At 68.4% G+C, this 23852-nt stretch carries 21 protein-coding genes, 1 rRNA gene and 1 riboswitch; of the genes, 15 read left to right on the top strand and 7 right to left on the bottom strand.

Annotated features, from left to right (window positions below; all coding sequences use genetic code 11):
* From rrf to ACIQI8_RS37945, 11 genes are all read left to right on the top strand, one after another.
* Nucleotides 1-95: ribosomal RNA gene (rrf, locus tag ACIQI8_RS37995) — 5S ribosomal RNA — on the top strand; the annotation flags it as partial.
* Between the two features lie 107 nt (nucleotides 96-202).
* Nucleotides 203-811, top strand: a complete 609-nt coding sequence (locus ACIQI8_RS37990; protein ID WP_402361305.1) for a CDP-alcohol phosphatidyltransferase family protein — start codon at nucleotides 203-205, stop codon at nucleotides 809-811.
* A 112-nt stretch (nucleotides 812-923) separates the two neighbouring features.
* The gene (locus tag ACIQI8_RS37985) at nucleotides 924-3419 is read left to right on the top strand and encodes a sugar phosphate nucleotidyltransferase (protein ID WP_402361302.1); all 2496 of its coding nucleotides are present in this window, start codon (nucleotides 924-926) and stop codon (nucleotides 3417-3419) included.
* A gap of 98 nt (nucleotides 3420-3517) precedes the next feature.
* A complete protein-coding gene (locus tag ACIQI8_RS37980) occupies nucleotides 3518-4426 on the top strand; it encodes a DUF881 domain-containing protein (RefSeq protein WP_402361299.1) in 909 nt (302 codons plus the stop codon).
* Nucleotides 4423-4755, top strand: coding sequence for a small basic family protein (locus tag ACIQI8_RS37975; RefSeq protein ID WP_003988855.1), 333 nt, complete (start codon nucleotides 4423-4425; stop codon nucleotides 4753-4755). The genes ACIQI8_RS37980 and ACIQI8_RS37975 overlap by 4 nt, the downstream gene beginning before the upstream one ends.
* Before the next feature lie 5 nt (nucleotides 4756-4760).
* Nucleotides 4761-5624: a DUF881 domain-containing protein gene (locus ACIQI8_RS37970; protein WP_402361296.1), complete on the top strand. Its 864-nt coding sequence runs from the start codon at nucleotides 4761-4763 to the stop codon at nucleotides 5622-5624.
* Nucleotides 5625-5685: 61 nt separating this feature from the next.
* Nucleotides 5686-6591 (top strand): FHA domain-containing protein, encoded by a 906-nt coding sequence (locus ACIQI8_RS37965; RefSeq protein WP_402361293.1) that lies wholly within the window; start codon nucleotides 5686-5688, stop codon nucleotides 6589-6591.
* A gap of 19 nt (nucleotides 6592-6610) precedes the next feature.
* The gene (locus ACIQI8_RS37960; protein WP_402361290.1) at nucleotides 6611-7348 is read left to right on the top strand and encodes a MerR family transcriptional regulator; all 738 of its coding nucleotides are present in this window, start codon (nucleotides 6611-6613) and stop codon (nucleotides 7346-7348) included.
* 84 nt (nucleotides 7349-7432) lie between these two features.
* Nucleotides 7433-7906, top strand: a complete 474-nt coding sequence (locus ACIQI8_RS37955; protein ID WP_004002801.1) for a bifunctional nuclease family protein — start codon at nucleotides 7433-7435, stop codon at nucleotides 7904-7906.
* A 215-nt stretch (nucleotides 7907-8121) separates the two neighbouring features.
* On the top strand, nucleotides 8122-8805 hold the full coding sequence (locus tag ACIQI8_RS37950) for a MerR family transcriptional regulator (RefSeq protein ID WP_402361287.1): 684 nt from the start codon (nucleotides 8122-8124) through the stop codon (nucleotides 8803-8805).
* 67 nt (nucleotides 8806-8872) lie between these two features.
* Nucleotides 8873-10279, top strand: a complete 1407-nt coding sequence (locus tag ACIQI8_RS37945) for a DNA polymerase IV (protein ID WP_402361284.1) — start codon at nucleotides 8873-8875, stop codon at nucleotides 10277-10279.
* A 224-nt stretch (nucleotides 10280-10503) separates the two neighbouring features.
* On the opposite strand, the gene ACIQI8_RS37940 is transcribed toward ACIQI8_RS37945, so the two are convergent.
* Complete coding sequence (locus tag ACIQI8_RS37940; protein ID WP_402361281.1) at nucleotides 10504-10881, bottom strand: PRC-barrel domain-containing protein; 378 nt, start codon at nucleotides 10879-10881, stop codon at nucleotides 10504-10506.
* A 113-nt stretch (nucleotides 10882-10994) separates the two neighbouring features.
* Nucleotides 10995-11090, top strand: a riboswitch (glycine riboswitch).
* A 176-nt stretch (nucleotides 11091-11266) separates the two neighbouring features.
* On the opposite strand from ACIQI8_RS37940, the gene gcvP reads away from it, so the two are divergent.
* Entirely contained in the window at nucleotides 11267-14152 is a 2886-nt protein-coding gene (gene gcvP / locus ACIQI8_RS37935; RefSeq protein ID WP_402361278.1) for an aminomethyl-transferring glycine dehydrogenase, read from the top strand.
* A 66-nt stretch (nucleotides 14153-14218) separates the two neighbouring features.
* Here gcvP and ACIQI8_RS37930 read toward each other — a convergent pair whose 3' ends face one another.
* From ACIQI8_RS37930 to ACIQI8_RS37905, 6 genes are all read right to left on the bottom strand, one after another.
* On the bottom strand, nucleotides 14219-14638 hold the full coding sequence (locus tag ACIQI8_RS37930; protein WP_402361275.1) for a molybdopterin-binding protein: 420 nt from the start codon (nucleotides 14636-14638) through the stop codon (nucleotides 14219-14221).
* A 27-nt stretch (nucleotides 14639-14665) separates the two neighbouring features.
* Nucleotides 14666-15874, bottom strand: a complete 1209-nt coding sequence (locus ACIQI8_RS37925) for an ABC transporter ATP-binding protein (protein WP_402361273.1) — start codon at nucleotides 15872-15874, stop codon at nucleotides 14666-14668.
* Nucleotides 15875-15965: 91 nt separating this feature from the next.
* On the bottom strand, nucleotides 15966-16847 hold the full coding sequence (locus tag ACIQI8_RS37920; RefSeq protein WP_402361380.1) for an ABC transporter permease: 882 nt from the start codon (nucleotides 16845-16847) through the stop codon (nucleotides 15966-15968).
* Nucleotides 16847-17674, bottom strand: a complete 828-nt coding sequence (gene modA / locus ACIQI8_RS37915; RefSeq protein ID WP_402361270.1) for a molybdate ABC transporter substrate-binding protein — start codon at nucleotides 17672-17674, stop codon at nucleotides 16847-16849. The genes ACIQI8_RS37920 and modA overlap by 1 nt, the downstream gene beginning before the upstream one ends.
* Before the next feature lie 217 nt (nucleotides 17675-17891).
* Nucleotides 17892-18287, bottom strand: coding sequence for a molybdopterin-binding protein (locus ACIQI8_RS37910; protein WP_402361267.1), 396 nt, complete (start codon nucleotides 18285-18287; stop codon nucleotides 17892-17894).
* A gap of 82 nt (nucleotides 18288-18369) precedes the next feature.
* Nucleotides 18370-20319 (bottom strand): amino acid transporter, encoded by a 1950-nt coding sequence (locus ACIQI8_RS37905; RefSeq protein ID WP_402361264.1) that lies wholly within the window; start codon nucleotides 20317-20319, stop codon nucleotides 18370-18372.
* A gap of 373 nt (nucleotides 20320-20692) precedes the next feature.
* On the opposite strand from ACIQI8_RS37905, the gene ACIQI8_RS37900 reads away from it, so the two are divergent.
* The 3 genes from ACIQI8_RS37900 (at nucleotide 20693) to ACIQI8_RS37890 (ending at nucleotide 23852) form a co-directional block, all read left to right on the top strand.
* Nucleotides 20693-21988: an extracellular solute-binding protein gene (locus ACIQI8_RS37900; protein ID WP_402361377.1), complete on the top strand. Its 1296-nt coding sequence runs from the start codon at nucleotides 20693-20695 to the stop codon at nucleotides 21986-21988.
* A gap of 35 nt (nucleotides 21989-22023) precedes the next feature.
* Nucleotides 22024-23022 carry a carbohydrate ABC transporter permease gene (locus ACIQI8_RS37895; RefSeq protein ID WP_402361261.1) on the top strand — a complete coding sequence of 333 codons (999 nt, stop codon included), beginning with the start codon at nucleotides 22024-22026 and terminating at the stop codon, nucleotides 23020-23022.
* Nucleotides 23023-23087: 65 nt separating this feature from the next.
* Nucleotides 23088-23852, top strand: coding sequence for a carbohydrate ABC transporter permease (locus ACIQI8_RS37890; protein ID WP_402361373.1), 765 nt, complete (start codon nucleotides 23088-23090; stop codon nucleotides 23850-23852).

Raw genomic sequence — 23852 nt, 5'->3', positions numbered from 1 at the left:
AAACGCCCGGTTACATTCCGAACCCGGAAGCTAAGCCTTACAGCGCCGATGGTACTGCAGGGGGGACCCTGTGGGAGAGTAGGACACCGCCGAACTCCTTTTAGAGCTCCGGTTCTTGGGCATCAGCCCAAGAACCGGAGCTTTTTTGCGTTGAGGTAGGGTCAGGGGGCATCGTTGGAACGTTCCCACAGGAGGCCCCCGGGTGGAGGTCCAGGAGACCCGTGTCCAGACGGAACGGGTGCTCACCATCCCCAACATCCTCAGCATGGCGCGGCTGGCCGGTGTGCCGCTCTTCCTGTGGCTGATCCTGAGGCCGGAGTTCGGTGGTCCGCAGAGCGACGTCTGGGCCCTGCTGGTCCTGATGCTGAGCGGGATCAGCGACTATCTGGACGGCAAGCTGGCACGGCGTTGGAACCAGATCAGCAGCCTTGGCCGGCTGCTCGATCCCGCGGCCGACCGGCTCTACATTCTCTCGACTTTGGTCGGTCTGACCTGGCGCGAGATTCTGCCAATCTGGTTGACCGCTGCACTGCTGGCGCGCGAGCTGGTTCTCCTGGTGATGGTGGGCATCCTCCGGCGGCACGGCTATCCGCCGCCGCAGGTGAACTTCCTGGGGAAGGCCGCCACCTTCAACCTCATGTACGCCTTCCCGTTGCTTCTGCTCAGTGACGGAAGTGGATGGATCTCGTCACTCGGTGCTATTTTCGGATGGGCGTTCGCAGGATGGGGTACAACGCTGTATTGGTGGGCAGGAGTCCTCTACGTGGTACAAGTCCGCCGTCTGATCCGTGCGGACCCCAAGGCCGACTGACCCCGCCGTTGTGTGCTGCTCGTCGCCCGATGGCCCCCGGCGGAAAAGTGCGGGACAATCTGACGGGTGAAGTCGGCTAGACCGTCGTCTCTTCGAGGAGGACGCTTCCGACATGAAGGCCGTCGTGATGGCCGGAGGTGAAGGCACACGCCTTCGCCCCATGACCTCAAGCATGCCCAAGCCACTCCTGCCAGTGGTCAACCGCCCGATCATGGAGCATGTGCTGAGGCTGCTCAAAAGGCACGGGCTGAACGAGACCGTCGTGACTGTCCAGTTCCTGGCCTCCTTGGTCAAGAACTATTTTGGCGACGGCGAAGAGCTCGGAATGGAGCTCTCCTATGCCAACGAGGAGAAGCCACTCGGTACTGCGGGGAGCGTCAAGAACGCGGAAGAGGCGTTGAAGGATGATGCCTTCGTCGTCATCTCCGGTGATGCCCTGACCGACTTCGACCTCACCGAGCTCATCAATTTCCACAAGGAAAAGGGTGCGCTCGTCACCGTGTGTCTGACTCGGGTGCCGAATCCGTTGGAGTTCGGAATCACGATCGTCGACGAAGAAGGCAAGGTCGAGCGCTTCCTTGAGAAGCCGACCTGGGGACAGGTCTTCTCCGACACCGTGAACACGGGCATCTACGTCATGGAGCCCGAAGTCTTCGACTATGTCGAACCCGATGTGTCCGTCGACTGGTCCGGCGATGTCTTCCCGCAGCTGATGAAGGAAGGCAAGCCGATCTACGGCTATATCGCCGAGGGCTACTGGGAGGACGTCGGTACGCACGAGAGCTATGTGAAGGCCCAGGCCGATGTCCTGGAGGGCAAGGTCGACGTCGAGATCGACGGGTTCGAGCTCTCCCCGGGTGTCTGGGTGGCCGAGGGTGCCGAAGTGCATCCCGATGCCGTTCTCCGTGGGCCGCTCTACATCGGCGACTACGCCAAGGTGGAGGCCGGCGCCGAAATCCGTGAGCACAGCGTCGTCGGCTCCAACGTCGTCGTGAAGTCCGGGGCCTTTCTGCACAAGGCCGTCGTGCACGACAACGTGTACGTGGGGCAGCACAGCAATCTGCGTGGCTGTGTCATCGGGAAGAACACCGACATCATGCGGGCTGCGCGGATCGAGGACGGCGCGGTCATCGGTGACGAGTGCTTGATCGGTGAAGAATCGATCATCCAGGGGAATGTGCGGGTCTACCCGTTCAAGACCATCGAGGCCGGCGCCTTCGTCAACACCTCCGTCATCTGGGAGTCCAGAGGGCAGGCCCATCTCTTCGGCGCGCGCGGTGTCTCCGGAATCCTGAACGTGGAGATCACGCCCGAACTCGCCGTGCGTCTCGCCGGCGCCTATGCGACAACCCTGAAGAAGGGCTCTACGGTCACCACCGCACGCGATCACTCGCGTGGTGCTCGTGCGCTCAAGCGGGCGGTCATTTCCGCCCTGCAGGCCAGCGCCATCGACGTACGCGACCTGGAGAACGTACCGCTGCCCGTGGCCCGGCAGCAGACCGCTCGCGGTAGCGCCGGCGGGATCATGATCCGGACCACTCCTGGAGTGCCGGATTCCGTGGACATCATGTTCTTCGACGGGCGGGGAGCCGACCTGTCGCAGGGCAGTCAGCGGAAACTGGACCGGGTGTTCGCGCGGCAGGAGTACCGGCGCGCGTTTCCCGGTGAGATCGGGGACCTGTATTTTCCGGGCAGCGTCTTCGACTCGTACACGGGTTCGTTGCTGCGGAACGTCGACACCACCGGGGTCGCCGATTCCGGGCTGAAGGTCGTGGTCGACGCTTCGAACGGCAGTGCCGGGCTGGTGCTGCCCAGCCTGTTGGGCAAGTTGGGTGTGGACTCGCTGACCATCAACCCTGGCCTGGACGAGTCCAGGCCTACGGAGACCGGGGATGTGCGGCGGTCGGGGCTGGTGCGGCTCGGTGAGATCGTGGCGTCCTCGCGGGCCGCGTTCGGAGTGCGCTTCGACCCGGTCGGTGAGCGGCTTTCGCTGGTCGACGAGAAGGGCCGGATCGTCGAGGACGACCGCGCGCTGCTCGTCATGCTCGACCTGGTGGCCGCGGAGCGGCGCAGTGGGCGGGTGGCACTCCCGGTGACCACGACGAGGATCGCCGAGCAGGTGGCGGCCTACCACGGCACTCAGGTGGAGTGGACGACGACCTCGCCCGACGACCTGACCCGGGTGGGGCGTGACGAGACCACCATCTTCGGTGGTGACGGCAAGGGCGGCTTCATCGTCCCTGAGTTCAGCAGCGTCTTCGACGGTACGGCGGCTTTCGTACGGTTGATCGGACTGGTGGCGCGGACGCAGCTCACGCTCAGCCAGATCGACGCGCGGATTCCGCGTGCGCATGTCCTGAAGCGGGATCTGGCGACTCCGTGGGCGGTCAAGGGACTTGTGATGCGGCGGGTCGTCGAGGCGGCCGGAGAGCGCTTCGTGGACACCACCGACGGTGTGCGTGTGGTGGAGACCGACGGGCGCTGGGTGATGGTGCTGCCGGACCCTGCCGAGGCGGTCACCCATCTGTGGGCCGAGGGGCCGGACGACGCGTCCGCCCAGGCGCTGCTCGACGAGTGGTCGGCGGTCGTGGACAGCGCCGGCCGCTGAAAGACGAAGCACGCGTGCGTGCCGGACAAGTGTCCCCAAGGGGGCCTGTCCGGCACGCCGGTGGGGCCATTCGGAGGTAGCGGCCACGACGTGCGACGATGTGCGGCATGCCGCAGCAGCCCCCCATTCGGAGGACACCCACGCGCCGTCCGGACGCGTCCATGTCGCTGCTCACCAACGTCATGGATCACAGCCTCGACGACGGCTATGCCGAGGCGGCTGACCGGAAGAAGGCCGCGGGGGCCGGTGGCATGCCCAAGACCCTCCGCGCCAGGCTGGGTCTTGCCGCAGGGCTGGTGCTCGCGGCGCTGGTCGTCACCGTGGGTGCGGCGCAGGCGCGCGTGGCGGCTCCCGTCGTGGCCAAGGAGCGCGAGGAACTGATCGACCGTATCGATCGGGAGACCGACGCGGCCGACAAGTTGGAGGGCTCCGTCGACAAGCTGCGTGACGACGTGGGCGATCGGCAGCGGGCGGCCCTCAAGAAGAGCGGTGGCGAGGACCAGTCGGAGCTCGTGGGCATCCTGTCGGGTGCTGTCGCTGTCCATGGTCCGGGCGTGAAGCTCGTCGTGAACGACGCGAAGGAAGCCACCACCGGCGGCGACGGCAACCCGCGCGAGACCAACGGGTTTTCCGACACGGGTCGGGTGCGCGACCGGGACATGCAGCGCGTGATCAACGGGCTGTGGGAGTCCGGTGCCGAGGCCGTCTCCATCAACGGACAGCGGCTGACGGCACTGTCGGCGATCAGGGCCGCGGGTGACGCGATACTGGTCGACAACAAGCCACTTGTTCCGCCGTATACGGTGCTCGCCGTGGGGGACGGCAAGCGCTTGAGCACCAGGTTCCAGAACAGTGCCGACGGGCTGTATCTGCATGCCCTGCAGGAGAACTACGGGATCCGGACCGCCATCTCCACGGAGGCCGACGTCCGGTTGCCCGCCGCACCGAGTGTGATCGTCCGTACCGCACAGCCGAACACCGAGAAAAACGAGAAGGGCACATCGTGATCGCCGTACTGGGCCTCGTCGTGGGAGTCGTGGCCGGCCTCTTGGTCCGGCCCGAGGTTCCGGCGGTCGTCGAGCCTTATCTGCCGATCGCCGTCGTGGCGGCGCTGGACGCCGTCTTCGGCGGTCTGCGGGCCATGCTCGACGGCATCTTCGACGACAAGGTCTTCGTGGTGTCGTTCCTGTCCAATGTGGTCGTGGCCGCGCTGATCGTGTTCCTGGGCGACAAGTTGGGCGTGGGCGCTCAGCTGTCGACCGGTGTCGTCGTCGTCCTGGGGATCCGCATCTTCTCGAACGCCGCCGCGATCCGCCGGCACGTCTTCCGGGCGTGAGGCCGATGAGCGAGAACGAAGAGACGCCGGAGACGACGCCCGAGCACAGGCTGCGCAAGGAACTGCCCGAAGAGGTGCCCGCGACGGTTTCCGAGGCCGCCGAGCCGGCGGAGGCCGCGCAGACGCCCTCCGAGCCGACGCCGGGGCTGACCGGGCGCCAGCGGCTGGCGAAGGGTGTCTGGCCGCCGCGCGTCACCCGGGCCCAACTCATCGTCGCCGTACTGCTGTTCGGGCTCGGCTTCGGGCTGGCCGTGCAGGTCGCCTCGAACAGCGACAGTGACAGCGCCCTGCGTGGAGCACGTCAGGAGGATCTCGTTCGCATTCTCGATGAACTGGACGACCGTACTCAGCGTCTTGAGGACGAGAAGCAGGGACTGGAGAAGCAGCGCGACGAGCTGGAGAACAGCTCGGACCAGGCCGAGGAGGCCCGCAAGCAGACCGTCGAGAAGGAAGGGCAACTCGGCATTCTGGCGGGCACCGTGGCCGCGCAGGGACCTGGCATCACGATGACCATCGACGACACGAAGGGGACGGTCGAGGCGGACATGCTGCTCGACGCGATCCAGGAGTTGCGCGCGGCCGGCGCGGAGGCGATCCAGGTGAACGGCGTGCGAGTCGTCGCGGGCACCTACCTGACGGACTCCGACAAGAGCGTGAGCGTCGACGGGAACAAGATCAACGCGCCCTATCGTTTCAAGGTCATCGGCAAGCCGGAGGACCTGGAGCCGGCGCTCAACATCCCTGGAGGCGTGGTGCAGACTCTCGAGAAGGAGCAGGCCACCGTTACCGTCGAGCGGTCGACCAAGATCGTCGTGGACGCCTTGCGGGCGGCGAAGCAGCCTGACTACGCTCGGTCGTCCTCTCAGTGAACCGGCGGTGCATGGGGGCCGTCCGGCAGGGGCATGAGGTTGCGGGGGGTCGGCGCACCGAATGGGTGGTGCGTGGTGGAAACTGTCTGGTGGATACGGACGTTGTGAGGATGTCCGGGTCGGCCGGTGTATGCAATCAGGGTTCGTCCTGCCCCACGGGCGGGTCTGTTTCGGTCAAGGGGAATCGCCCGTGAAGTTGTTTGCGAAGTTGTTCGGCAAGAGCGCGCGAGAGGGTAGCGACAATGCGAACGCGACCGCTCGTCATCGCGCACAGCCAGACGCGGAAGGCGAGCGTCCGCTGTTCCGGGACCAGGTGGGCGGTCAGGGTGGCGACGTTTTCGGAGGTCAGGGCGCGCCGTCTGTTGACCCTGCGCAGTCCGGCGGCATAGGTTTCGGGCAGCCGTCAACCTCAAGTACGGGTGGAGGGTTTTCCCCTATGTCGGCCCTGGTGTGTACGAGGTGCGGTCACCGCAACGCGGAGAACAGTCGCTTCTGTTCCAACTGCGGTGCGCCGTTGCGAGGCGGCGCCGAGCGGCCGTCCGAGACGACTTCGACGATCTCCATCTCCGGTCTCGAGGCGTACGACGCCGAGGTGACCGGACAGACGCAGATTCCGGCGCTCTCTCCCGAGGCGCAGGCCGCGGTGGACGCGCTGCCGCTGGGCTCCGCGCTCCTCGTGGTGCGCAGGGGACCCAACTCGGGTAGCCGCTTCCTGCTGGACGGTGACCTGACCACGGCCGGGCGTCACCCGCAGAGCGACATCTTCCTGGACGACGTGACGGTCTCCCGCCGGCACGTGGAGTTCCGCCGCGCCGCGGACGGTTCGTTCACGGTGGCCGACGTGGGCAGCCTGAACGGCACGTACGTCAACCGCGAGCGGATCGACTCGGTCGCGCTGAACAACGGCGACGAGGTGCAGATCGGCAAGTACCGGCTGGTGTTCTACGCGAGCCAGCGAGGCTACTGACCCTCCACGGAGAAGGTCCATGCTTCATACACCGAGCGGCGGGGCCGGACACGGCGCCGCCGCCGCGGACAGTGGACTGATGAGCATCGGCACGGTGCTGAACGTGCTGCGCGACGAGTTCCCCGAAGTCACCATCTCCAAGATCCGTTTCCTGGAGTCGGAGGGGCTCATCGAGCCGCAGCGGACCCCCTCGGGGTACCGCAAGTTCAGCCCCGGAGACGTCGAGCGCCTCGGTCACGTCCTGAGGATGCAGCGGGACCACTATCTGCCGCTCAAGGTCATCCGTGAGCACCTGGACGCCATGGAGCGCGGTGAAGCCGTACTGCTGCCCGCAGTGGGACGTCAGCGGGACGGTGAGCCCGCCCTGGAGGCCCACGAGGGGCCCACGGCCGCCCGGATCGGCCGGGACGAGCTGCTGGCGGCGGCCGGCATCGGCGAGCAGGAGCTAGAGGAGTGGGAGTCGTACGGGCTCGTCGGGCCGTTGCCGGACGGGGCGTACGACGCGGAGGCGGCCACCGTGGCCGTGCTCGTCGTCGAGCTGGGCCGGTTCGGGATCGAGCCGCGACACCTTCGGGTGATGAAAGCGGCCGCGGATCGCGAGGCAGGGCTCGTGGACCAAGTGGTCGCCCCGTTGAAACGCCATCGCAATCCGCAGACCAGGGCCCACGCGGAGGCCCGTACGAAGGAGCTGGCGGCGCTCACCGTACGGCTGCACGCCGCGCTCGTGCAGACCGCGCTGGGCGTGCGCCTGCCCTGAGCCGGGCGCCACGCGGCGGCCGGATCATCCCCCCGTTCCCTGCCCGACTACCCAAACGTCCCGGGCACGTCCTAGGGTTGCTGTGTGAACGAGCTCGATGTCGTAGGTGTCCGGGTCGAAATGCCCTCCAACCAACCGATCGTGCTCCTGCGTGAAGTGGGAGGCGACCGTTACCTCCCCATCTGGATCGGGCCGGGCGAGGCTACGGCGATCGCCTTCGCCCAGCAGGGCATGGCCCCCGCGCGACCGCTGACCCACGACCTGTTCAAGGACGTGCTGGAGGCAGTCGGCCAGGAGCTCACCGAAGTGCGCATCACCGACCTGCGCGAAGGCGTCTTCTACGCCGAACTGGTCTTCGCCAGCGGGGTCGAGGTGAGCGCGCGCCCGTCCGACGCCATAGCGCTGGCGCTGCGCACGGGCACGCCGATCTACGGCAGCGACGGGGTGCTGGACGACGCCGGCATCGCGATCCCGGACGAGCAGGAGGACGAGGTGGAGAAGTTCCGCGAGTTCCTCGACCAGATCTCACCCGAGGACTTCGGCACCAGCAGCCAGTGAGACGCGGGGCGCGGACGAAATGCCGGCAATTGCCGGAGGCCACTGCGAGCGTCCTGGGCCTTGCTCCGGGCACATTCGGCTAGCCTTTCCCCGCGGTTGGGTGCGGGAAACCACTCCTAGGGTGATTATCACCCGGCGTGCCGAGTGTGGCGATCGTTGACGCACCCCTGGTGACTGCCTACCGTCGTGAAGGCAGGTCAAGGACGGAGGTCGGCGTGAGAAGCAGCGGCGACGGTACGGCTGGGGGTGCCCCGGGACACGGTCTCGGGGAGAGCGGTCCGTACCCTCCCCCAAGCTCTCAACTGCGTTCGAGTTGGGGGGATCCCCATCACAGCAGCGCGCCCGGCCACGTCCCGCAGCGGCCGGCGGCCGTGCCGAGCAGCGGAGGGGCGACGTCCATGGCGTCCGAGCAGATCGGCTACCGAGGTCCTACGGCCTGCGCGGCCGCTGGGATCACCTACCGCCAACTGGACTACTGGGCTCGCACCGGGCTCGTGGAGCCGAGTGTGCGGCCCGCCCACGGATCGGGCACGCAGCGGCTCTACAGCTTCCGGGACGTCGTCGTCCTGAAGATCGTCAAGCGGTTCCTGGACACCGGTGTGTCCCTGCAGAACATCCGCACCGCGGTCCAGCATCTGCGCGCGTGCGGTTTCCGGGACCTGGAGCGCATGACGCTGATGAGCGACGGCGCCACGGTCTACGAGTGCACCTCGCCGGACGAGGTCCACGCGCTGCTCCAGGGCGGCCAGGGCATCTTCGGGATCGCCGTCGGTGTGGTGTGGCGGGACGTCGAGAGCGCGCTCTCGCAGCTGCACGGCGAGCGCGTCGACACGGGCGAGACGCTGGTCGGGAACAATCCCGCGGACGAGCTGGCACGGCGCCGCAACCGGGCCGTCTGAGCGGCTCGAGGCGGCACCCGGCGGTCGTGCGGGTGCGTTGTCAGTGGCGTAGTGCAGCATCGGAGATGTGAGAAACGCGCCCACGATCCTGCATCTCGACATGGATGCCTTCTACGCCTCGGCGGAGCAGGCGTCCAAGCCGAGTCTGCGCGGGAAGGCCGTCGTGGTGGGCGGGCTCGGGCCGCGTGGGGTGGTCGCGACCGCCTCGTACGAGGCACGGGTGTTCGGGGTCAGGTCCGCGATGCCGATGGCCCAGGCGCGGCGGCTCGCGCCGAACGCCGCGTATCTGGTGCCGCGCTTCGGGTTCTACCGGGCGATCAGCGAGCAGGTCATGGGGCTGCTGCACTCGTTGTCGCCGCTGGTGGAGCCGCTCAGCCTGGACGAGGCGTTCGTGGACCTGGAGACCGATGGAGCCGCCTGGGACCGGGCGTCGGCGCGGCTGGTCGGGGAGAAGCTGCGCGCGGACATACGGGCGGTCACGGGGCTGACCGGATCCGTCGGCCTGGCCGCGTCCAAGATGCTCGCGAAGATCGCCTCCGAGGAGGCCAAGCCGGACGGCCTGGTGCTCATCGAGCCGGGGACCGAGAGGGCTCTGCTCGGGCCGATGCCGGTGCGGATCCTGCCGGGGGTGGGGCCGGCGACGGGGGACCATCTGCGGCGGGCCGGGATCACCACGGTCGACGATCTCGCCGAGGCCGGTGAGGACGAGTTGGTGCGGCTGTTGGGGAAGGCGCACGGGCACGGGCTCTACGCGATGGCGTTGGCGCGTGACGATCGGCCTGTCGTCGCTGAGCGGGGGACCAAGTCGGTGTCGGTCGAGGACACGTATGACGTGGACATCCATGACCGGGTGCGGGTGGGGCTGGAGGTGCAGCGGCTGGCGGATCGGTGTGTGCGGCGGTTGCGGGCGGCGGGGTTGTCCGGGCGGACGATCGTGCTGAAGGTGCGGCGGTACGACTTCTCGACGTTGACTCGGTCCGAGACCTTGCGAGGGCCCACGGATGATCCGGGAGTGGTGCGGGAGGCTGCCGGGCGGTTGTTGGAGTCTGTGGACACGACCGGGGGTGTGCGGTTGCTGGGGGTGGGGGTCAGTGGGCTTGCCGACTTCACGCAGGAGGATCTTTTTGCGCAGGCGGCGGGGGCGAGGGTGGGGGCGGGGAGCGGTGCGGATGCGGAGTTCTCTGATGCGGAGGTTGAGTCGGGGGAGGCGGAGGTGGTCGAGGAGCAGGTGGTTGCTGCTGCTGAGCGGCGGTGGCCTTCGGGGCATGATGTGCGGCATGCGCAATTCGGGCATGGGTGGGTGCAGGGGAGTGGGCTGGGGCGGGTGACTGTGCGGTTTGAGACGCCGGGGTCCGAGCCGGGGCGGGTGCGGACGTTTCGGGTCGATGACCTTGAGTTGGAGCCGGCGGATCCGTTGCCGTTGGTCGAGGGGGGCGGAGGGGCCGGGGTTTCGGTGGACGGGGTCCGGACGTGAGCGTCGGCTCTGGCGGGGCGGGGCGTTGCGCAGCCCGGCGTTGCGGGGTGCCGCCTGCGCCCACCCGTGCCGCCCCAGCAGCACGACTGCCCGCAGGCTGGTCGGGTGGGGGGGTGGGCGGAGTTGTGCCGCGGAGCCACAACGGCAGGACTGCCCGCAGGCTGGGCGGGTGGGGGCGGCGGGGGACTGTCCGCAGGCTAGGCGGGTTTTATTGGCCGGAGGCCTCAGGCGTCCGCGTCCTCTGTGCCTGCCAGCTTGCCGAAGTCTCTGTCCGGGAACGTTGGTGGGGGTGCTGTGTCGAGGCCGTAGTGGTGGTAGAGCTGGAGTTCTTGTTGGGGGGAGAGGTGGCGGCCCACTCCGAAGTCGGGGGCGTCTTTGATGAGGGCGCGTTCGAAGGGGACGTGGAGGGTGCCTTCGACCAGTTCGCTGGGCTCCAGGGGGACGAAGGCGTCCCGGGAGAAGAGGCCGGTGCGTATGGCGGCCCACTCCGGCACTCCGGTCGCGTCGTCGAGGTAGATCTCGTCGATCGTGCCGATCTTGGTGCCGTTGCGGTCGAACGCCTTGCGGCCGATCAGGTTGCGTGGATCGATGTCGGTCTGCACGGGGCCTCCACGTGGTCGCGACGCACTCGTAAACTCTACAAAAGAGCACATTGGTGATGGTGGCCACTCGAAGGCCCGTGCGGTGCGCTCGCTGATAGGCTGGGAGCGGCTGCTGACCCCGTGCGGGAGAGTCCTCCAGACATCATCGGAGGCGCCGAAGGAGCAAATCCTCCCCGGAATCTCTCAGGCCCACGTACCGCACGGACGAGGTCACTCTGGAAAGCAGAGCGGGTGTCGAAGGCCTCCGCTCTCACCGACGGTGAAAGCCGGGCTCCTTCGGGATGTCCGGTGAAGCTCTCAGGTCGAGATGACAGAGGGGGAGGCCGTCGGGGTACCCGTGCCGTGGTACCCCCCGAAGGTCGTGACCGACCAGGAGGCCTCCGCAATGACCGCCCATCGCACTCCGCTCTCCGAGCTCGAAGCGGGAATCCCGTTCGAGCAGCGCCACATCGGGCCCGACCAGGAGGCGCGGGCCAAGATGCTCGCGCAGGTCGGCTACGGCTCGCTGGACGAGCTCACCGCCGCCGCGGTGCCCGACGTGATCAAGAACGCCGATGCCCTGGACCTGCCCGGTGCGCGCACCGAGGCCGAGGTGCTGGCCGAGCTGCGGTCGCTCGCCGATCGGAACCAGGTCCTCGACTCCATGGTCGGCCTCGGCTACTACGGGACCTTCACCCCGCCCGTCATCCTGCGCAACGTGATGGAGAACCCGGCCTGGTACACGGCCTACACGCCGTACCAGCCGGAGATCTCGCAGGGCCGACTTGAGGCACTGCTCAACTTCCAGACCATGGTCGCCGACCTCACCGGCCTGCCGACCTCCGGCGCCTCGCTGCTCGACGAGGGCACGGCCGCCGCCGAGGCCGTGGCGCTGTCCCGGCGCATGGGCAAGAACAAGAAGGGTCTGTTCCTGGTCGACGCGGACGCGTTGCCGCAGACCATCGCCGTGATCCAGACGCGGGCCGAGCCGGCCGGCGTGGAGGTCGTGGTCGCCGACCTCGCCGACGGCATCCCGGCCGAGGTCGCGGAGCGGGAGATCAACGGCGTTCTCGTCCAGTACCCCGGCGCCTCCGGTGTCGTACGGGACATCAAGCCGTTGATCGACCAGGCGCACGGGCTCGGTGCGCTCGTCACCGTCGCCGCCGATCTGCTGGCGCTGACGCTGCTGAAGTCGCCCGGCGAGCTGGGCGCGGACATCGCCGTCGGTACGACGCAGCGGTTCGGTGTGCCGATGGGCTTCGGCGGACCGCACGCGGGCTACATGGCCGTACACGAGAAGTTCGCGCGCAGCCTGCCCGGGCGGCTCGTGGGTGTGTCCGTGGACGCCGACGGGCACAAGGCCTACCGGCTCGCGCTGCAGACGCGTGAGCAGCACATCCGTCGGGAGAAGGCCACCAGCAACATCTGTACCGCGCAAGTGCTGCTCGCCGTCATGGCCGGCATGTACGCCGTCTACCACGGGCCCGAGGGCCTCCGGGTGATCGCGCGGCGCACCCACCGCTACGCCACGATCCTGGCGGAGGGGCTAAGGGCCGGCGGGGTCGAGGTCGTGCACGGGACCTACTTCGACACGCTCACCGTGCGCGTGGAAGGGCGGGCCGCCGAGGTCGTCGCCGCCGCGCGGGACAACGGGGTCAACCTGTACCTCGTCGACGCCGATCACGTGTCGATCGCCTGTGACGAGACGACCGCGCGGGCCCAACTGCGTGCCGTGTGGGCTGCGTTCGGGGTCGCGGGGGACGTGGACGCGCTGGACGCGGTTGCCGGGGAGACGATTCCGCAGGCGCTGTTGCGGAGCGACGAGTTCCTCGTTCACCCCGTCTTCCAGCAGCACCGTTCCGAGACGGCGATGCTGCGGTACCTGCGCAAGCTGGCCGACCGTGACTACGCGCTCGACCGCGGCATGATCCCGCTGGGCTCCTGCACGATGAAGCTCAACGCGACCACGGAGATGGAGCCCGTCACCTGGCCCGAGTTCGGGCAGCTGCACCCCTTCGCGCCCGCCGAGCAGGCGCAGGGCTATCTGACACTCATCCGGGAGCTGGAGGAGCGGCTCGCCGAGGTCACCGGGTACGACAAGGTGTCGCTGCAGCCCAACGCCGGGTCGCAGGGCGAGCTGGCGGGGCTGCTCGCCGTACGCGGATATCACCGTGCCAACGGGGACGAGCAGCGGACCGTGTGTCTGATTCCGTCGTCCGCGCACGGGACCAATGCCGCGAGCGCCGTGATGGCGGGCATGAAGGTCGTCGTCGTGAAGACCGCCGGGGACGGCGAGATCGACGTCGAGGATCTGCGGGCGAAGATCGAGCAGTACCGCGACGAGCTGTCGGTGCTGATGATCACGTACCCGTCGACGCATGGTGTGTTCGAGGAGCATGTCGCGGACATCTGCGCGCAGGTCCACGAGGCCGGTGGGCAGGTGTACGTCGACGGCGCCAACCTCAACGCCCTTGTGGGGCTTGCCAAGCCGGGGCACTTCGGCGGGGACGTCTCGCACCTGAATCTGCACAAGACGTTCTGCATTCCGCACGGTGGTGGCGGTCCCGGTGTCGGGCCGGTCGGTGTGCGCGAGCACCTGGCGCCGTACCTGCCGAACCACCCGCTGCAGCCGGCGGCCGGGCCCGAGACCGGTGTGGGGCCGATCTCGGCCGCGCCCTGGGGGTCGGCCGGCATTCTGCCGATCTCGTGGGCGTACGTCCGCCTCATGGGCGGCGAGGGGCTGAAGCGGGCCACGCAGGTGGCGGTGCTCAGCGCCAACTACATCGCCAAGCGCCTGGAGCCGCACTACCCCGTGCTCTACACCGGGCCCGGCGGGCTGGTCGCGCACGAGTGCATCATCGATCTGCGGCCGCTGACCAAGGCGACCGGTGTGAGCGTCGACGACGTCGCCAAGCGGCTGATCGACTACGGGTTCCACGCGCCGACGATGTCCTTCCCGGTGGCCGGCACGCTGATGATCGAGCCGACCGAGTCCGAGGACCTGATCGAACTGGACCGGTTCTGCGAGGCGATGATCGCCATTCGCGCGGAGATCGAGAAGGTGGGGGCGGGGGAGTGGCCCGCGGACGACAATCCGCTGCGGAACGCTCCGCATACGGCGCGTGTGTTGGGCGGTGTCTGGGAGCACGCGTACACGCGTGAGGAGGCCGTGTTCCCGGGCGGGGTCTCGGTGGCCGACAAGTACTGGCCGCCGGTTCGGCGTATCGACCAGGCGTTCGGTGACCGGAACCTGGTGTGCTCCTGCCCGCCGTTGGATGCGTACGAGGACTGACAGCGCTGGATGGACGGAGAGGGCTCCTGCCGGATGTACGTCGGCGGGAGCCCTGCTGTTTCCGCGTCAGGTCGTCGACAGGGAGACTTCCGTCGACTTGATCAGCGCGACCGCGGGGTCGCCGGTCTTGAGGGCGAGGTCGTCGACTGCCGCGCGGGTGATGGCGGCGGTCAGGGCGCCGCCGTCAACGTCGATCTTGACCGAGGCCATCGCTTCGCCGGTGGTGATCTCGGTGATCGTGCCGGGGAGTTGGTTGCGGATCGAGAGGCCCGCGACTGGTCCTGTGGCGAGGGAGACCTCCGTCGACTTCACCAGGGCGCGGACGGGGGTGCCGGGGGCGAGGGCGAGGTCGGTGACGGCTTCGCGGGTGATCGCGGCGGTGAGGCTCTGGCCGCCGGTGAGGAGGATGCCGACCGTGGCCATCACCTCGCCGGGGGTGACGGTGGTGACGGTGCCGGGGAGCTGGTTGCGGATGCTGAGGGTCATGGCCCTCACCGTAGGCCTTGTGAGTGCTTATGCCGGGTACGCGTGTGTCTGCGTCGCCTTGACCGTCGCCCAGACCGAGGCGCCGGGGTGCAGCTCGAGTTCGGCCGCGGCGACCGTGGTGAGGTCTGCGGCGAGGGGGAGTTCGCCGGTGAGGTCGGCGCGGATCTGGTCGCCGTGGGTTTCCAGGCCCGCGACTTCGCAGTGCCAGAGGTTGCGGGCGCTGGTGGAGGTGGGGCGGGTGCGGTGGAGGGTGACGGCGCTGGGCGGGAACGCGACGAAGACCTCGCCGGTGAGGTCTTCCGCGGTGGTGATCTCGGTACCGGAGCCTGGGTCGAGGGTGACTGTGTGGCCGTCCGCGTGGCCCTTGTAGAGGTTGAGGCCTACGAGTTGGGCGATGTAGTCCGTGCGGGGGTGGCGGGCGATGTCTGTGGGGGTGCCTTCCTGGACCACGCGGCCGTCCTCGATGACCACGAGGCGGTCGGCCAGGACCATGGCGTCCAGGGGGTCGTGGGTGACGAGGACGGCTACTGCCTCGAACTCGGCCAGGTGGTGGCGGAGTTGGGTGCGGATGTCGAGGCGGGTGCGGGCGTCCAGGGCGGCCAGGGGTTCGTCGAGGAGGAGCAGGCGGGGGTTGGTGGCGAGGGCTCTTGCCAGGGCTACGCGTTGGGCCTGGCCGCCGGAGAGGTGGCGGGGTTTGGTGGTGGTGTGCGCTTTCAGACCCATGCGGGTCAGCCAGGTTGCCGCTTGGGCTCTTGCTTCTTTTTTTGTTGCGCCGTGGCAGCGGGGGCCGAAGGCGACGTTGTCCAGGGCGGTGAGGTGGGGGAAGAGGAGGTAGTCCTGGAATACGACGCCTACGGGGCGGGATTCGGGGGGTGTGCGGTGCAGAGGCGTGCCGTCGAGGTGGAGGTGGCCGGAGGTGAGGGGGGTCAGGCCGGCGAGGGTGCGTAGGGCGGTTGTTTTGCCTGCGCCGTTTGGGCCCAGCAGGGCTACTACGTCGCCGGGGGCGGCGGTGAGTTCGATGTCCAGGCGGAAGGTGTTGAGGTCTACGACGAGGTGGGCGTGCAGGCCGGTGGTCGGGTGCGGGTGCGGGTGCGGGTGCGGGTGCGTGGAGGGTGCCCGGCCTTCGGCCGGGGAAGAGCTCCCACCCGCACCACCCGTACTTCTTTCGTTGTCGGGTGCGGGTGGCCCCAGTGGGGGCTTCGCGCCGTCGGCGGCCGCGGGGGGAGTGTTCGTCATCAGGGGGTCATCCAGCGGGTGTTCGTAGACGAGCCGTCAGTCCCGTGAGCGCTCGCCTTCGGCAGGACGTCGTCGCTCCAGACCGTCCCCCTCACGCCGGACTCACCCACCGCTCCCGTAGCGCCGCCAGGACCGTGATCGAGACCGCCAGGAGGACCAGGCTCAGGGCGATGGCTGCTTCTGGGTTGTTCTGGAGGGCCAAGTAGACCGCCAGGGGCATGGTTTGGGTGCGGCCGGGGAAGTTGCCGGCGAAGGTGATCGTCGCTCCGAATTCGCCCAGGGCTCGGGCCCAGGCCAGGACGGCGCCTGCCGCGATGCCTGGGGCGATCAAGGGGAGGGTGACTCGGCGGAACGCCGTGAAGCGGGAGGCGCCCAGAGTTGTGGCTGCCTCCTCGTAGCGGGGGTCCGCCGCGCGCAGGGTGCCTTCCACGCTGATGACCAGGAACGGCATCGCCACGAAGGTCTCCGCCACGATGACGCCCGTCGTGGTGAAGGGGAGCGTGATGCCGAACCAGGCGTCCAGCCACTGGCCGACGATGCCGTTGCGGCCTAGGGCCAGGAGCAGGGCTACGCCGCCCACCACGGGGGGCAGGACCAGGGGGAGGGTTACCAGGGCTCGTACCAGGCCGCGGCCCGGGAAGTCCGTGCGGGCCAGCAGCCAGGCCAGGGGGACTCCGATCACCAGGCTTGCCGCCGTCGCCGCTGTGGCGCAGAGGAGGGACAGGCGGAGTGCCTGCCATACCTCCGTGCTGGTGAGTTGGGTGGAGAGGGCGCTCCACGGGGCTCGGACCAGCAACGCGATCAGGGGGAGCAGGAGGAAGGCCAGGCCCAGGAGGGCGGGGAGCAGGAGGGGGAGGGGGACGCCTCTGGTCACGCCTGTGCCTACGCCTCTGCTCACGCCCTTGCGGACACGCCTTCGCCGCGGGCCGGACTCCAGGGTCTCGGCCGCGGCGTCGGACGCGTCGCTCGGGATCACGGCTTGAGGAATCCGGCCTCGGTCAGCACCTTCTGGCCCTCGGCGGACTGCACCAGGGCGATGAACGCCTTGGCCGCCGCCGCGTTCGGCGCGTCCTTGAGGAGGGTGATCGGGTAGTCGTTGATGGCGTCCGACGATTCAGGGAAGTCCACGCCTTCCACCTTGCCACCCGCCGCCTTCACGTCCGTCTTGTAGACGACCGCGGCGTCGGCCTCCTTCAGGACCACCTTGTTGAGGGCGGACTTGACGTCCTCTTCGTAGGAGACCGGCGTGAGCTTCAACTTGCCTGCGTCCAGGGCCTTTTGAGCGGCGGCGCCGCAGGGCACCGTCTTGTCGCACAGGACGACCTTGAGGCCCGACCTGGTGAGGTCCTTGAGAGAGGCGACCTTGTCGGGATTGCCCGGCAGGGTGGCGATCTCCAACTGGTTGCGGACGAAGGTGGCGGGCGTGCCGACGCCGTCACCCTTGTCCGTCACGATCGCCATCGTCTTGGGACTGGCCGAGGCGAACACGTCGGCCGGGGCGCCGCCCGTGATGCTCGCGGCCAGCGAATCGCTGCCGCCGAAGCTGAAGGTGACCTTGGTGCCCGGGTACTGCTTCTCGAACTCCTTGCCCAGCGTCGAGAAGCTCTCCTGGAGCGAGGCGGCGGCGAAGACGGTGACCGTGCCGGACAGTTTCGGCGACGAGGAGGTCGACGCCGAGGAGTCCGACTTGGTGGAGTCGGAGTCCGAGTCGGAGGAGCACGCGCTCAGGGCCAGCAGCGCGGCGGCTCCGGCACCTGCCACTTGCAGGGTCCGGCGGGTCCTGCGCGCGGAACGGGTCATCACGGGTCCACTCCCTCTGTCTTCTCGTGGAGGAACCCCTCGGGCGCCTCCCGTGCGCCGATCATACTGGCGCATTTGCGAGGCGTAAGTCTCCTGTCGCATCGCATGAGCTGGAGCGATGCCGATGTGGGGTGGCATGTGCGTTCGTACGGGAGTGATGTGCCGGGTGGGTCGGATGTGGCTTTACGGGAGTGATCTGCCGGGTGAGTCCACCGAGTCACGTGCGGTCGACGTGGACGTTTGTCGACTTGACCCGGGCCGTGGCCTCCATGCCGACCTCCAGGCCGAGGTCCTCGACGGCCTCGCGGGTCAGCAGTGAGACGAGGCGGTGCGGGCCGGCCTGGATCTCCACCTGGGCCGCCACGTCCCCGAGTTTGATCGCGGTGACGATCCCGGGGAAGGCGTTGCGCACGGAGGTGTGGGACGGGGCCTCCTCCTCGCCGTCCGCCTTCGCGAGTTCGACCGAGAAGGCCGCCAGGTCGCGCCCCTCGATGAGCCGGCGGCCGCTGTCGTCGCGGTGGGTGGTCACCCGGCCGGCATCCGCCCAGCGGCGCGCGGTGTCGGGGCTCACGCCGAGCAGCCGCGCTGCCTGGCCGATTGTGTAGGACTGCATGCGGATCACGATAGGGCCGTGAACGCACCTTGCGGGATGAGCTGCGGGACAGAAGCCCCTTGTCGGACCCGCGTGGGCCGGGTCAGCCCGTGTGCACCCGCGGCCTGCGGTCGCGGTTCGGTTCCGCCTCGCGGAGTACCTCTCGGGTGACCGGGGCGACCTCGCCCTGGCCGAAGAGGAAGAAGCGCAGGAACTGGGCGAAGGGGCTGCCCTCGGTCCACTCGAAGTAGATGTGCGGGGTGCAGCCGGTCTCGTCGCGGACGTGCAGGAGCAGGGCGGCCAGGGCGTTGGAGATCGAGGACGACTCCAGGGTCAGCACCCGGTAGCGGTTGTGCAGGACCTCGCCCCGGACCGTCAGGCCCGACTCGAACTCGGACGGGTCGGTCACCGTGACCTCGACGAAGACGAAGTCCTCCTGCTCCGGCATGTCGTTGTCGTTGCGGATCTGCTCGATCTTGTCGCGGTACTCGGCCTTGTCGCGCTGGTCGGGCTCGTTGGCGATGAAGCGGATCTTGCGGCTCGCCATATCCCGGATGAATCGTTCCGCCATGGCGTCCAGCTCGACATGGGTGACGCGCAGCTCGAAGGCGCGGGCCAGCCGGGAGAGCAGGGAGACGAGGATGATGCCGGCGATGAAGCAGGCGCCGATCTTGACGCCGTCGGGCCGCTCGATGACGTTCACGACGGTGACGTAGAGCATGACCGCCGAGACGGCCGTGAAGGCGATGGTCCAGTTGCGTTGGCCGGCGCGGCGGGCGGCGATGGTCACGGCGATCGCCGCCGAGGACATCAGGACCAGTACACCGGTGGCGTAGGCGCCGCCCTGGGCGTCGACGCTCGCGTCGAAGATCCAGGTGACCAGGAAGGCGACCAGGGTGAAGACGATGACCATGGGGCGCACGGCGCGGGCCCAGTGCGGTGCCATGCCGTAGCGGGGCAGATAGCGCGGCATCAGGTTGAGCAGGCCCGCCATCGCGGAGGCGCCGGCGAACCAGAGGATGGCGATGGTCGAGACGTCGTAGACCGTGCCGAAGGCGCTGCCCAGGTACTCGTGGGCCAGGAAGGCGAGGGCGCGGCCGTTGGCCTGGCCGCCTGCCTCGAACTCCTTCTCCGGGATCAGCACGGTGGTGATGAAGCTGGTCGTGATCAGGAAGACGCTCATGATCAGCGCGGCGGCCGTGAGGAGCTTCTTCGTGTCGCGGATGCGGCCCTTGGGGTTCTCCTCGGTGTCCTCCGGGTCGCCCTGGACGTGCGGCATGACCGCGACGCCGGTCTCGAAGCCGGACAGACCGAGCGCGAGCTTGGGGAAGACCAACAGGGACACGCCGATCATGGCGAAGACGTTGCCGTGTTCGGCGGTCAGGGCGCTGGACCAGTCCGTGACCACGTGACCGGCCGTGGCGACATGCCAGATGCCGACGATCACCACGACGACGTTCAGCCCGAGATAGATCACTACGAGCGCGACCGCGACGCCGATCGCCTCCAGGAAGCCCTTGAGGAACACCGCGCCGAGCAGGGCGACCAGGACGAGGGTGATCAGCATCCGGTGGTCGTGCAGGGCGTCGGTGAGGTGCGGGTTCTCCACCAGGTGGGTCGAGGCGTCCGCCGCCGAGAGCGTGATGGTGATCAGGAAGTCGGTCGCGGCGAACCCCAGCAGCGTCAGGACGAACAGCTTGCCCTTCCAGAAGGACAGCAGCCGCTCCAGCATCGCGATCGAACCCTCGCCGTGCGGGCTCTCCTCCGCCACGCGCCGGTAGACGGGCAGGGCGCCGGCGAGCGTGACGACGACCAGCACGATGGTCGCCACCGGCGAGAGCAGTCCTGCGGCCAGGGCGGCGATGCCGGGCTGGTAGCCGAGCGTGGAGAAGTAGTCGACGCCGGTCAGGCACATCACGCGGTACCAGCGCTGGCCCTTGTGGGCGGGCTGCGCCTGGGCGGCCGGGCGCGCGCGGCCGGCCTTCCCCATGTCGGACAGTCCCTCCAGCATCCACTCACGCAGGCGACTGGGAGGGTGCTCGGTGGTGGCCATGGGTGTGCTCCTGAGGCGTCTCAGCGTGTGGGTTCCGGCCATCACGCGGACGGCCGAACCAGCGTAAGCGGAGAGTGACGTCAGGGCCTGTGCGGGACCGGGGCGCAGGCGTCAAGCTTCCGTTAAGACTGGCTGCGTCGCGGGCCGCGCCGTCTGAGCTGCGAGGGCGAAACATTCGCCATGACTCGCGAATATTACGAAGCACTCCCACCGATCTCGGGCGCTTGGGGATTCGCTGTGTCCAAGGGGTTGCCACTCTTCGGAAGCTGTCTCTAGGGTGCGGCAACAACGCATCTTTCAGGATCATCTCCGAAACTTTCGGTCACAGCGGACGGCCGTGGACGCGCCGTCCCGTACCCCCAAGGAGCGCATGATGGGCGACCGGGCACTGTCCCGCCGCGGCTTTCTCGCGGCCTCCGCCGCGGCCGGTCTGGGCGTGACGGCACTGAGCGGATGCGGCGGGGACTCGGACGGAGGGTCGTCCTCGGGGACGACCACCGTCGAGTGGTGGAACATCTCCACCACCCAGCCGACCAAGAGCGTCTGGGCCGCCCTGGCCAAGAAGTTCGAGGCGCAGAACCCCAAGGTGAAGCTGAAGATCGTCCAGCTGGAGAACGACGCCTACAAGTCGAAGATGACGGCCCTCACCGCCTCGGGGAAGCTCCCGGACGTCTTCCACACCTGGGGCGGTGGCGTCCTCAAGCAGCAGATCGACGCCGGGCTGGTCGAGGACCTCACCGACAGGACCAAGCCGTGGGCCGACGGACTGCTGCCGGTGGCGAAGCAGCCGTATCTCGTGGACGACAAGGTGTACGGGATCCCGTTCGACATCGGCATGATCGGGTTCTGGTACAACAAGGCGCTGTTCAAGCAGGCCGGCATCGGTCAACCGCCCACCACCTGGGGTGGCTTCCTCGATGCCGTGCACAAGCTGAAGGCCAAGAACATCACGCCCCTCGCCCTCGCGGGCAAGGAGACGTGGACCGGCATGTACTACTGGGCCTACCTCGCGATGCGCACCGCGGGCATCGACGCCCTGCAAAAGGCGAACGAGGACAAGGACTTCACGGGAGCCGGGTTCGTAGAGGCCGGGCAGCACTTCAAGGACCTCATCCAACTCCAGCCGTTCCAGAAGGGGTTCCTCGGGGCCGCGTACTCGACGCCGACCGGCCAGGCCGCGACTGTCGGTAACGGCAAGGCGGCCATGGAACTCATGGGCCAGTGGGCTCCGGTGGTCGAGGCGGACGCCGGCAAGGGGCTCGGCGCGAACCTCGGCTTCTTCCCGTTCCCCGCGGTCGAGGGCGGAAAGGGCGTCATCACCGAGGTGTTCGGCGGAGGCGGCGGACATGCCCTGCGCAAGGGCGCCCCACAGGCGGCCGTGGACTTCCTGAAGTTCTTCGCCTCCGAGGCCACCGACCTCGAACTCGTCAAGAAGACCGGCGCCCTGCCCGTGGTGCCGGCCGCCGCGAGCGCGCTGTCCGACCCCAACACCAAGGCCGTACAAGCCCAGTTGACGGGCGCCACCGGCTTCCAGCTCTACCTCGACCAGGCCTACGCCCCCGCCGTCGGCCAGGAGGTCAACGACAGCGTCGGCGCGCTCATCGCCGGCTCCAAGTCCCCCCAGCAGGTCGCGCAGTCGATCACCAAGGTCGCGAAGGAAGAGCAGTAGCCGCCGATGACCTCCACACTCCTCCCGGACCGCCGATGACCTCCACTTTCCTCCCGGACGAGCGGACCGGTCCCGAGCTCGCCGTCCCGCCCCCGACCAAGGACTCGGCCCGGGGGCGGGCCCGGCGGCGCACGCTGAACTGGCTCACCGCGGTCGGCTTCCAACTGCCCGCGCTGGTCCTGTTCGTGGGCCTGGTGCTGCTGCCGATGCTGTTCGCGGTGTACGCGGCCTTCTTCCGCTGGGGCGGCTTCGGCATGCCCTCCGACTACACGGGCGCGGACAACTTCACCCGGCTCTTCCAGGACCCGGTGTTCCTCGGCGACCTGTGGCGCTGCCTGGTCCTGGTGCTGCTGTCGCTCGCGCTCCAACTTCCGTTCGCGCTGGCCATGGCGGTCCTGCTCAACCAGCGGCTGCGCGGCCGGGCCGTGTACCGGATGCTGTTCTTCGCGCCGTACGTCCTGTCCGAGGCCATCACCGGCGTGCTGTTCAGCATGGTCTTCGCGCCGGACGCCGGGCTCGCCGACCATGTACTCGGCGGGATCGGCCTGGACGGTCTGGGCGGGGAGTGGTTCGCCGACCCCTCCTACGTCATGGCGACCCTGTTCCTGGTCATGACGTGGAAGTACTTCGGCTTTCACATGATGCTCTACCTCGCCGGACTCCAGTCCATCCCGGCCGAGTTGACGGAGGCCGCGCTGATCGACGGCGCCAACGCGTGGCAGCGGTTCCGCAATGTCACGCTCCCGCTGCTCGCGCCCACCCTGCGCATCAGCGTCTTCCTGTCCGTCATCGGGTCGATCCAACTCTTCGACCTGGTCTGGGTGGTGACCCAGGGCGGCCCCGACCACCACTCCGAGACGATGGCCGTGACCATGTTCCAGTACGGCTTCAAGCGCTACCAGGTGGGCTACGCCAGCGCGATCAGCGTGGTCATGTTCGGCATCTGTCTCGTCTTCGCCCTCGCCTACCAGCGGTTCGTGCTCCGCCGCGACCTCGAAGGGGCGACCACCACGATGAGGGGAGACGGCAAGTGACCCGCAAGGCCGGCGCCGTACGGACCCTGCCGCTGCACGTGATCCTCCTCGCGGTCGGCGCGGTGATGGTCGTCCCCCTGGTGTACGCGGCCCTGTCCGGCTTCAAGTCCACCGACGAGCTCTCCCGCAACCCCTTCGGACTGCCCGAGCACTGGCTGACCGGCAACTACACCGACATCCTCGGCTCCGGCGACTTCTGGCGGCTGGTCGGCAACAGCACGCTGATCGCGGTGGGTACGACCGTGCTGGTGGTCGCCGTGTCCGCGCTCGCCGCGTTCTCCTTCGCCCGATTCGCCTTCCGCGGGCGGGAGTTGCTGTTCACCGTGTTCACGATGGGGCTGATGTTCCCCTTCGCGGTGGCGGTCCTGCCGCTGTTCCTGCTGCTGCGCTCGATCGGTCTGCTCGACAACCCGCTCGGCGTGATCCTGCCCCAGGCCGCCTTCGCGCTGCCGATGACGATCATCATCCTGCGCGGCTTCTTCCGGCAGATCCCGGGCGAGTTGGAGGAGGCGGCCACGCTCGACGGGTGCAGCGCCTTCGGATTCTTCTGGCGGATCCTGCTGCCCATGGCGCGGCCCGCGCTCGGCACGGTCTCCGTGCTGGCCGTGGTCACCAGCTGGAACAACTTCTTCCTGCCGCTGCTGGTGTTCACCGACGCCAAGTTGTGGACCCTGCCGATCGGCGTCCAGCAGTTCCAGGGCCAGTACTCGGCGGAGTACGCCCGCGTCTTCGCCTACCTGGTCCTCGCGATGGTCCCCGCCCTCGCCTTCTACTCGGTCGCCGAGCGCCAGCTCGTCGGCGGCCTCACCGCCGGCGCGACGAAGGGATGA

This window comes from Streptomyces sp. NPDC092369, from assembly GCF_044755245.1.
Lineage (GTDB): Bacteria > Actinomycetota > Actinomycetes > Streptomycetales > Streptomycetaceae > Streptomyces.
The sequence above is the reverse complement of the archived record's forward strand: the minus strand, read 5'-3'. Positions and strand labels throughout refer to the sequence as shown.

Coding starts and splice junctions, on each gene's coding strand:
- ACIQI8_RS37900 (WP_402361377.1), top strand. CDS start 20,693: ATGGGCGACCGGGCACTGTCCCGCCGCGGCTTTCTCGCGGCCTCCGCC.
- modA (WP_402361270.1), bottom strand. CDS start 17,674: ATGACCCGTTCCGCGCGCAGGACCCGCCGGACCCTGCAAGTGGCAGGT.
- ACIQI8_RS37965 (WP_402361293.1), top strand. CDS start 5,686: ATGGGTGGTGCGTGGTGGAAACTGTCTGGTGGATACGGACGTTGTGAG.
- ACIQI8_RS37960 (WP_402361290.1), top strand. CDS start 6,611: ATGCTTCATACACCGAGCGGCGGGGCCGGACACGGCGCCGCCGCCGCG.
- ACIQI8_RS37970 (WP_402361296.1), top strand. CDS start 4,761: ATGAGCGAGAACGAAGAGACGCCGGAGACGACGCCCGAGCACAGGCTG.
- ACIQI8_RS37930 (WP_402361275.1), bottom strand. CDS start 14,638: ATGACCCTCAGCATCCGCAACCAGCTCCCCGGCACCGTCACCACCGTC.
- ACIQI8_RS37925 (WP_402361273.1), bottom strand. CDS start 15,874: ATGACGAACACTCCCCCCGCGGCCGCCGACGGCGCGAAGCCCCCACTG.
- ACIQI8_RS37890 (WP_402361373.1), top strand. CDS start 23,088: ATGGTCGTCCCCCTGGTGTACGCGGCCCTGTCCGGCTTCAAGTCCACC.
- ACIQI8_RS37985 (WP_402361302.1), top strand. CDS start 924: ATGAAGGCCGTCGTGATGGCCGGAGGTGAAGGCACACGCCTTCGCCCC.
- gcvP (WP_402361278.1), top strand. CDS start 11,267: ATGACCGCCCATCGCACTCCGCTCTCCGAGCTCGAAGCGGGAATCCCG.
- ACIQI8_RS37905 (WP_402361264.1), bottom strand. CDS start 20,319: ATGGCCACCACCGAGCACCCTCCCAGTCGCCTGCGTGAGTGGATGCTG.
- ACIQI8_RS37910 (WP_402361267.1), bottom strand. CDS start 18,287: ATGCAGTCCTACACAATCGGCCAGGCAGCGCGGCTGCTCGGCGTGAGC.
- ACIQI8_RS37980 (WP_402361299.1), top strand. CDS start 3,518: ATGTGCGGCATGCCGCAGCAGCCCCCCATTCGGAGGACACCCACGCGC.
- ACIQI8_RS37895 (WP_402361261.1), top strand. CDS start 22,024: ATGACCTCCACTTTCCTCCCGGACGAGCGGACCGGTCCCGAGCTCGCC.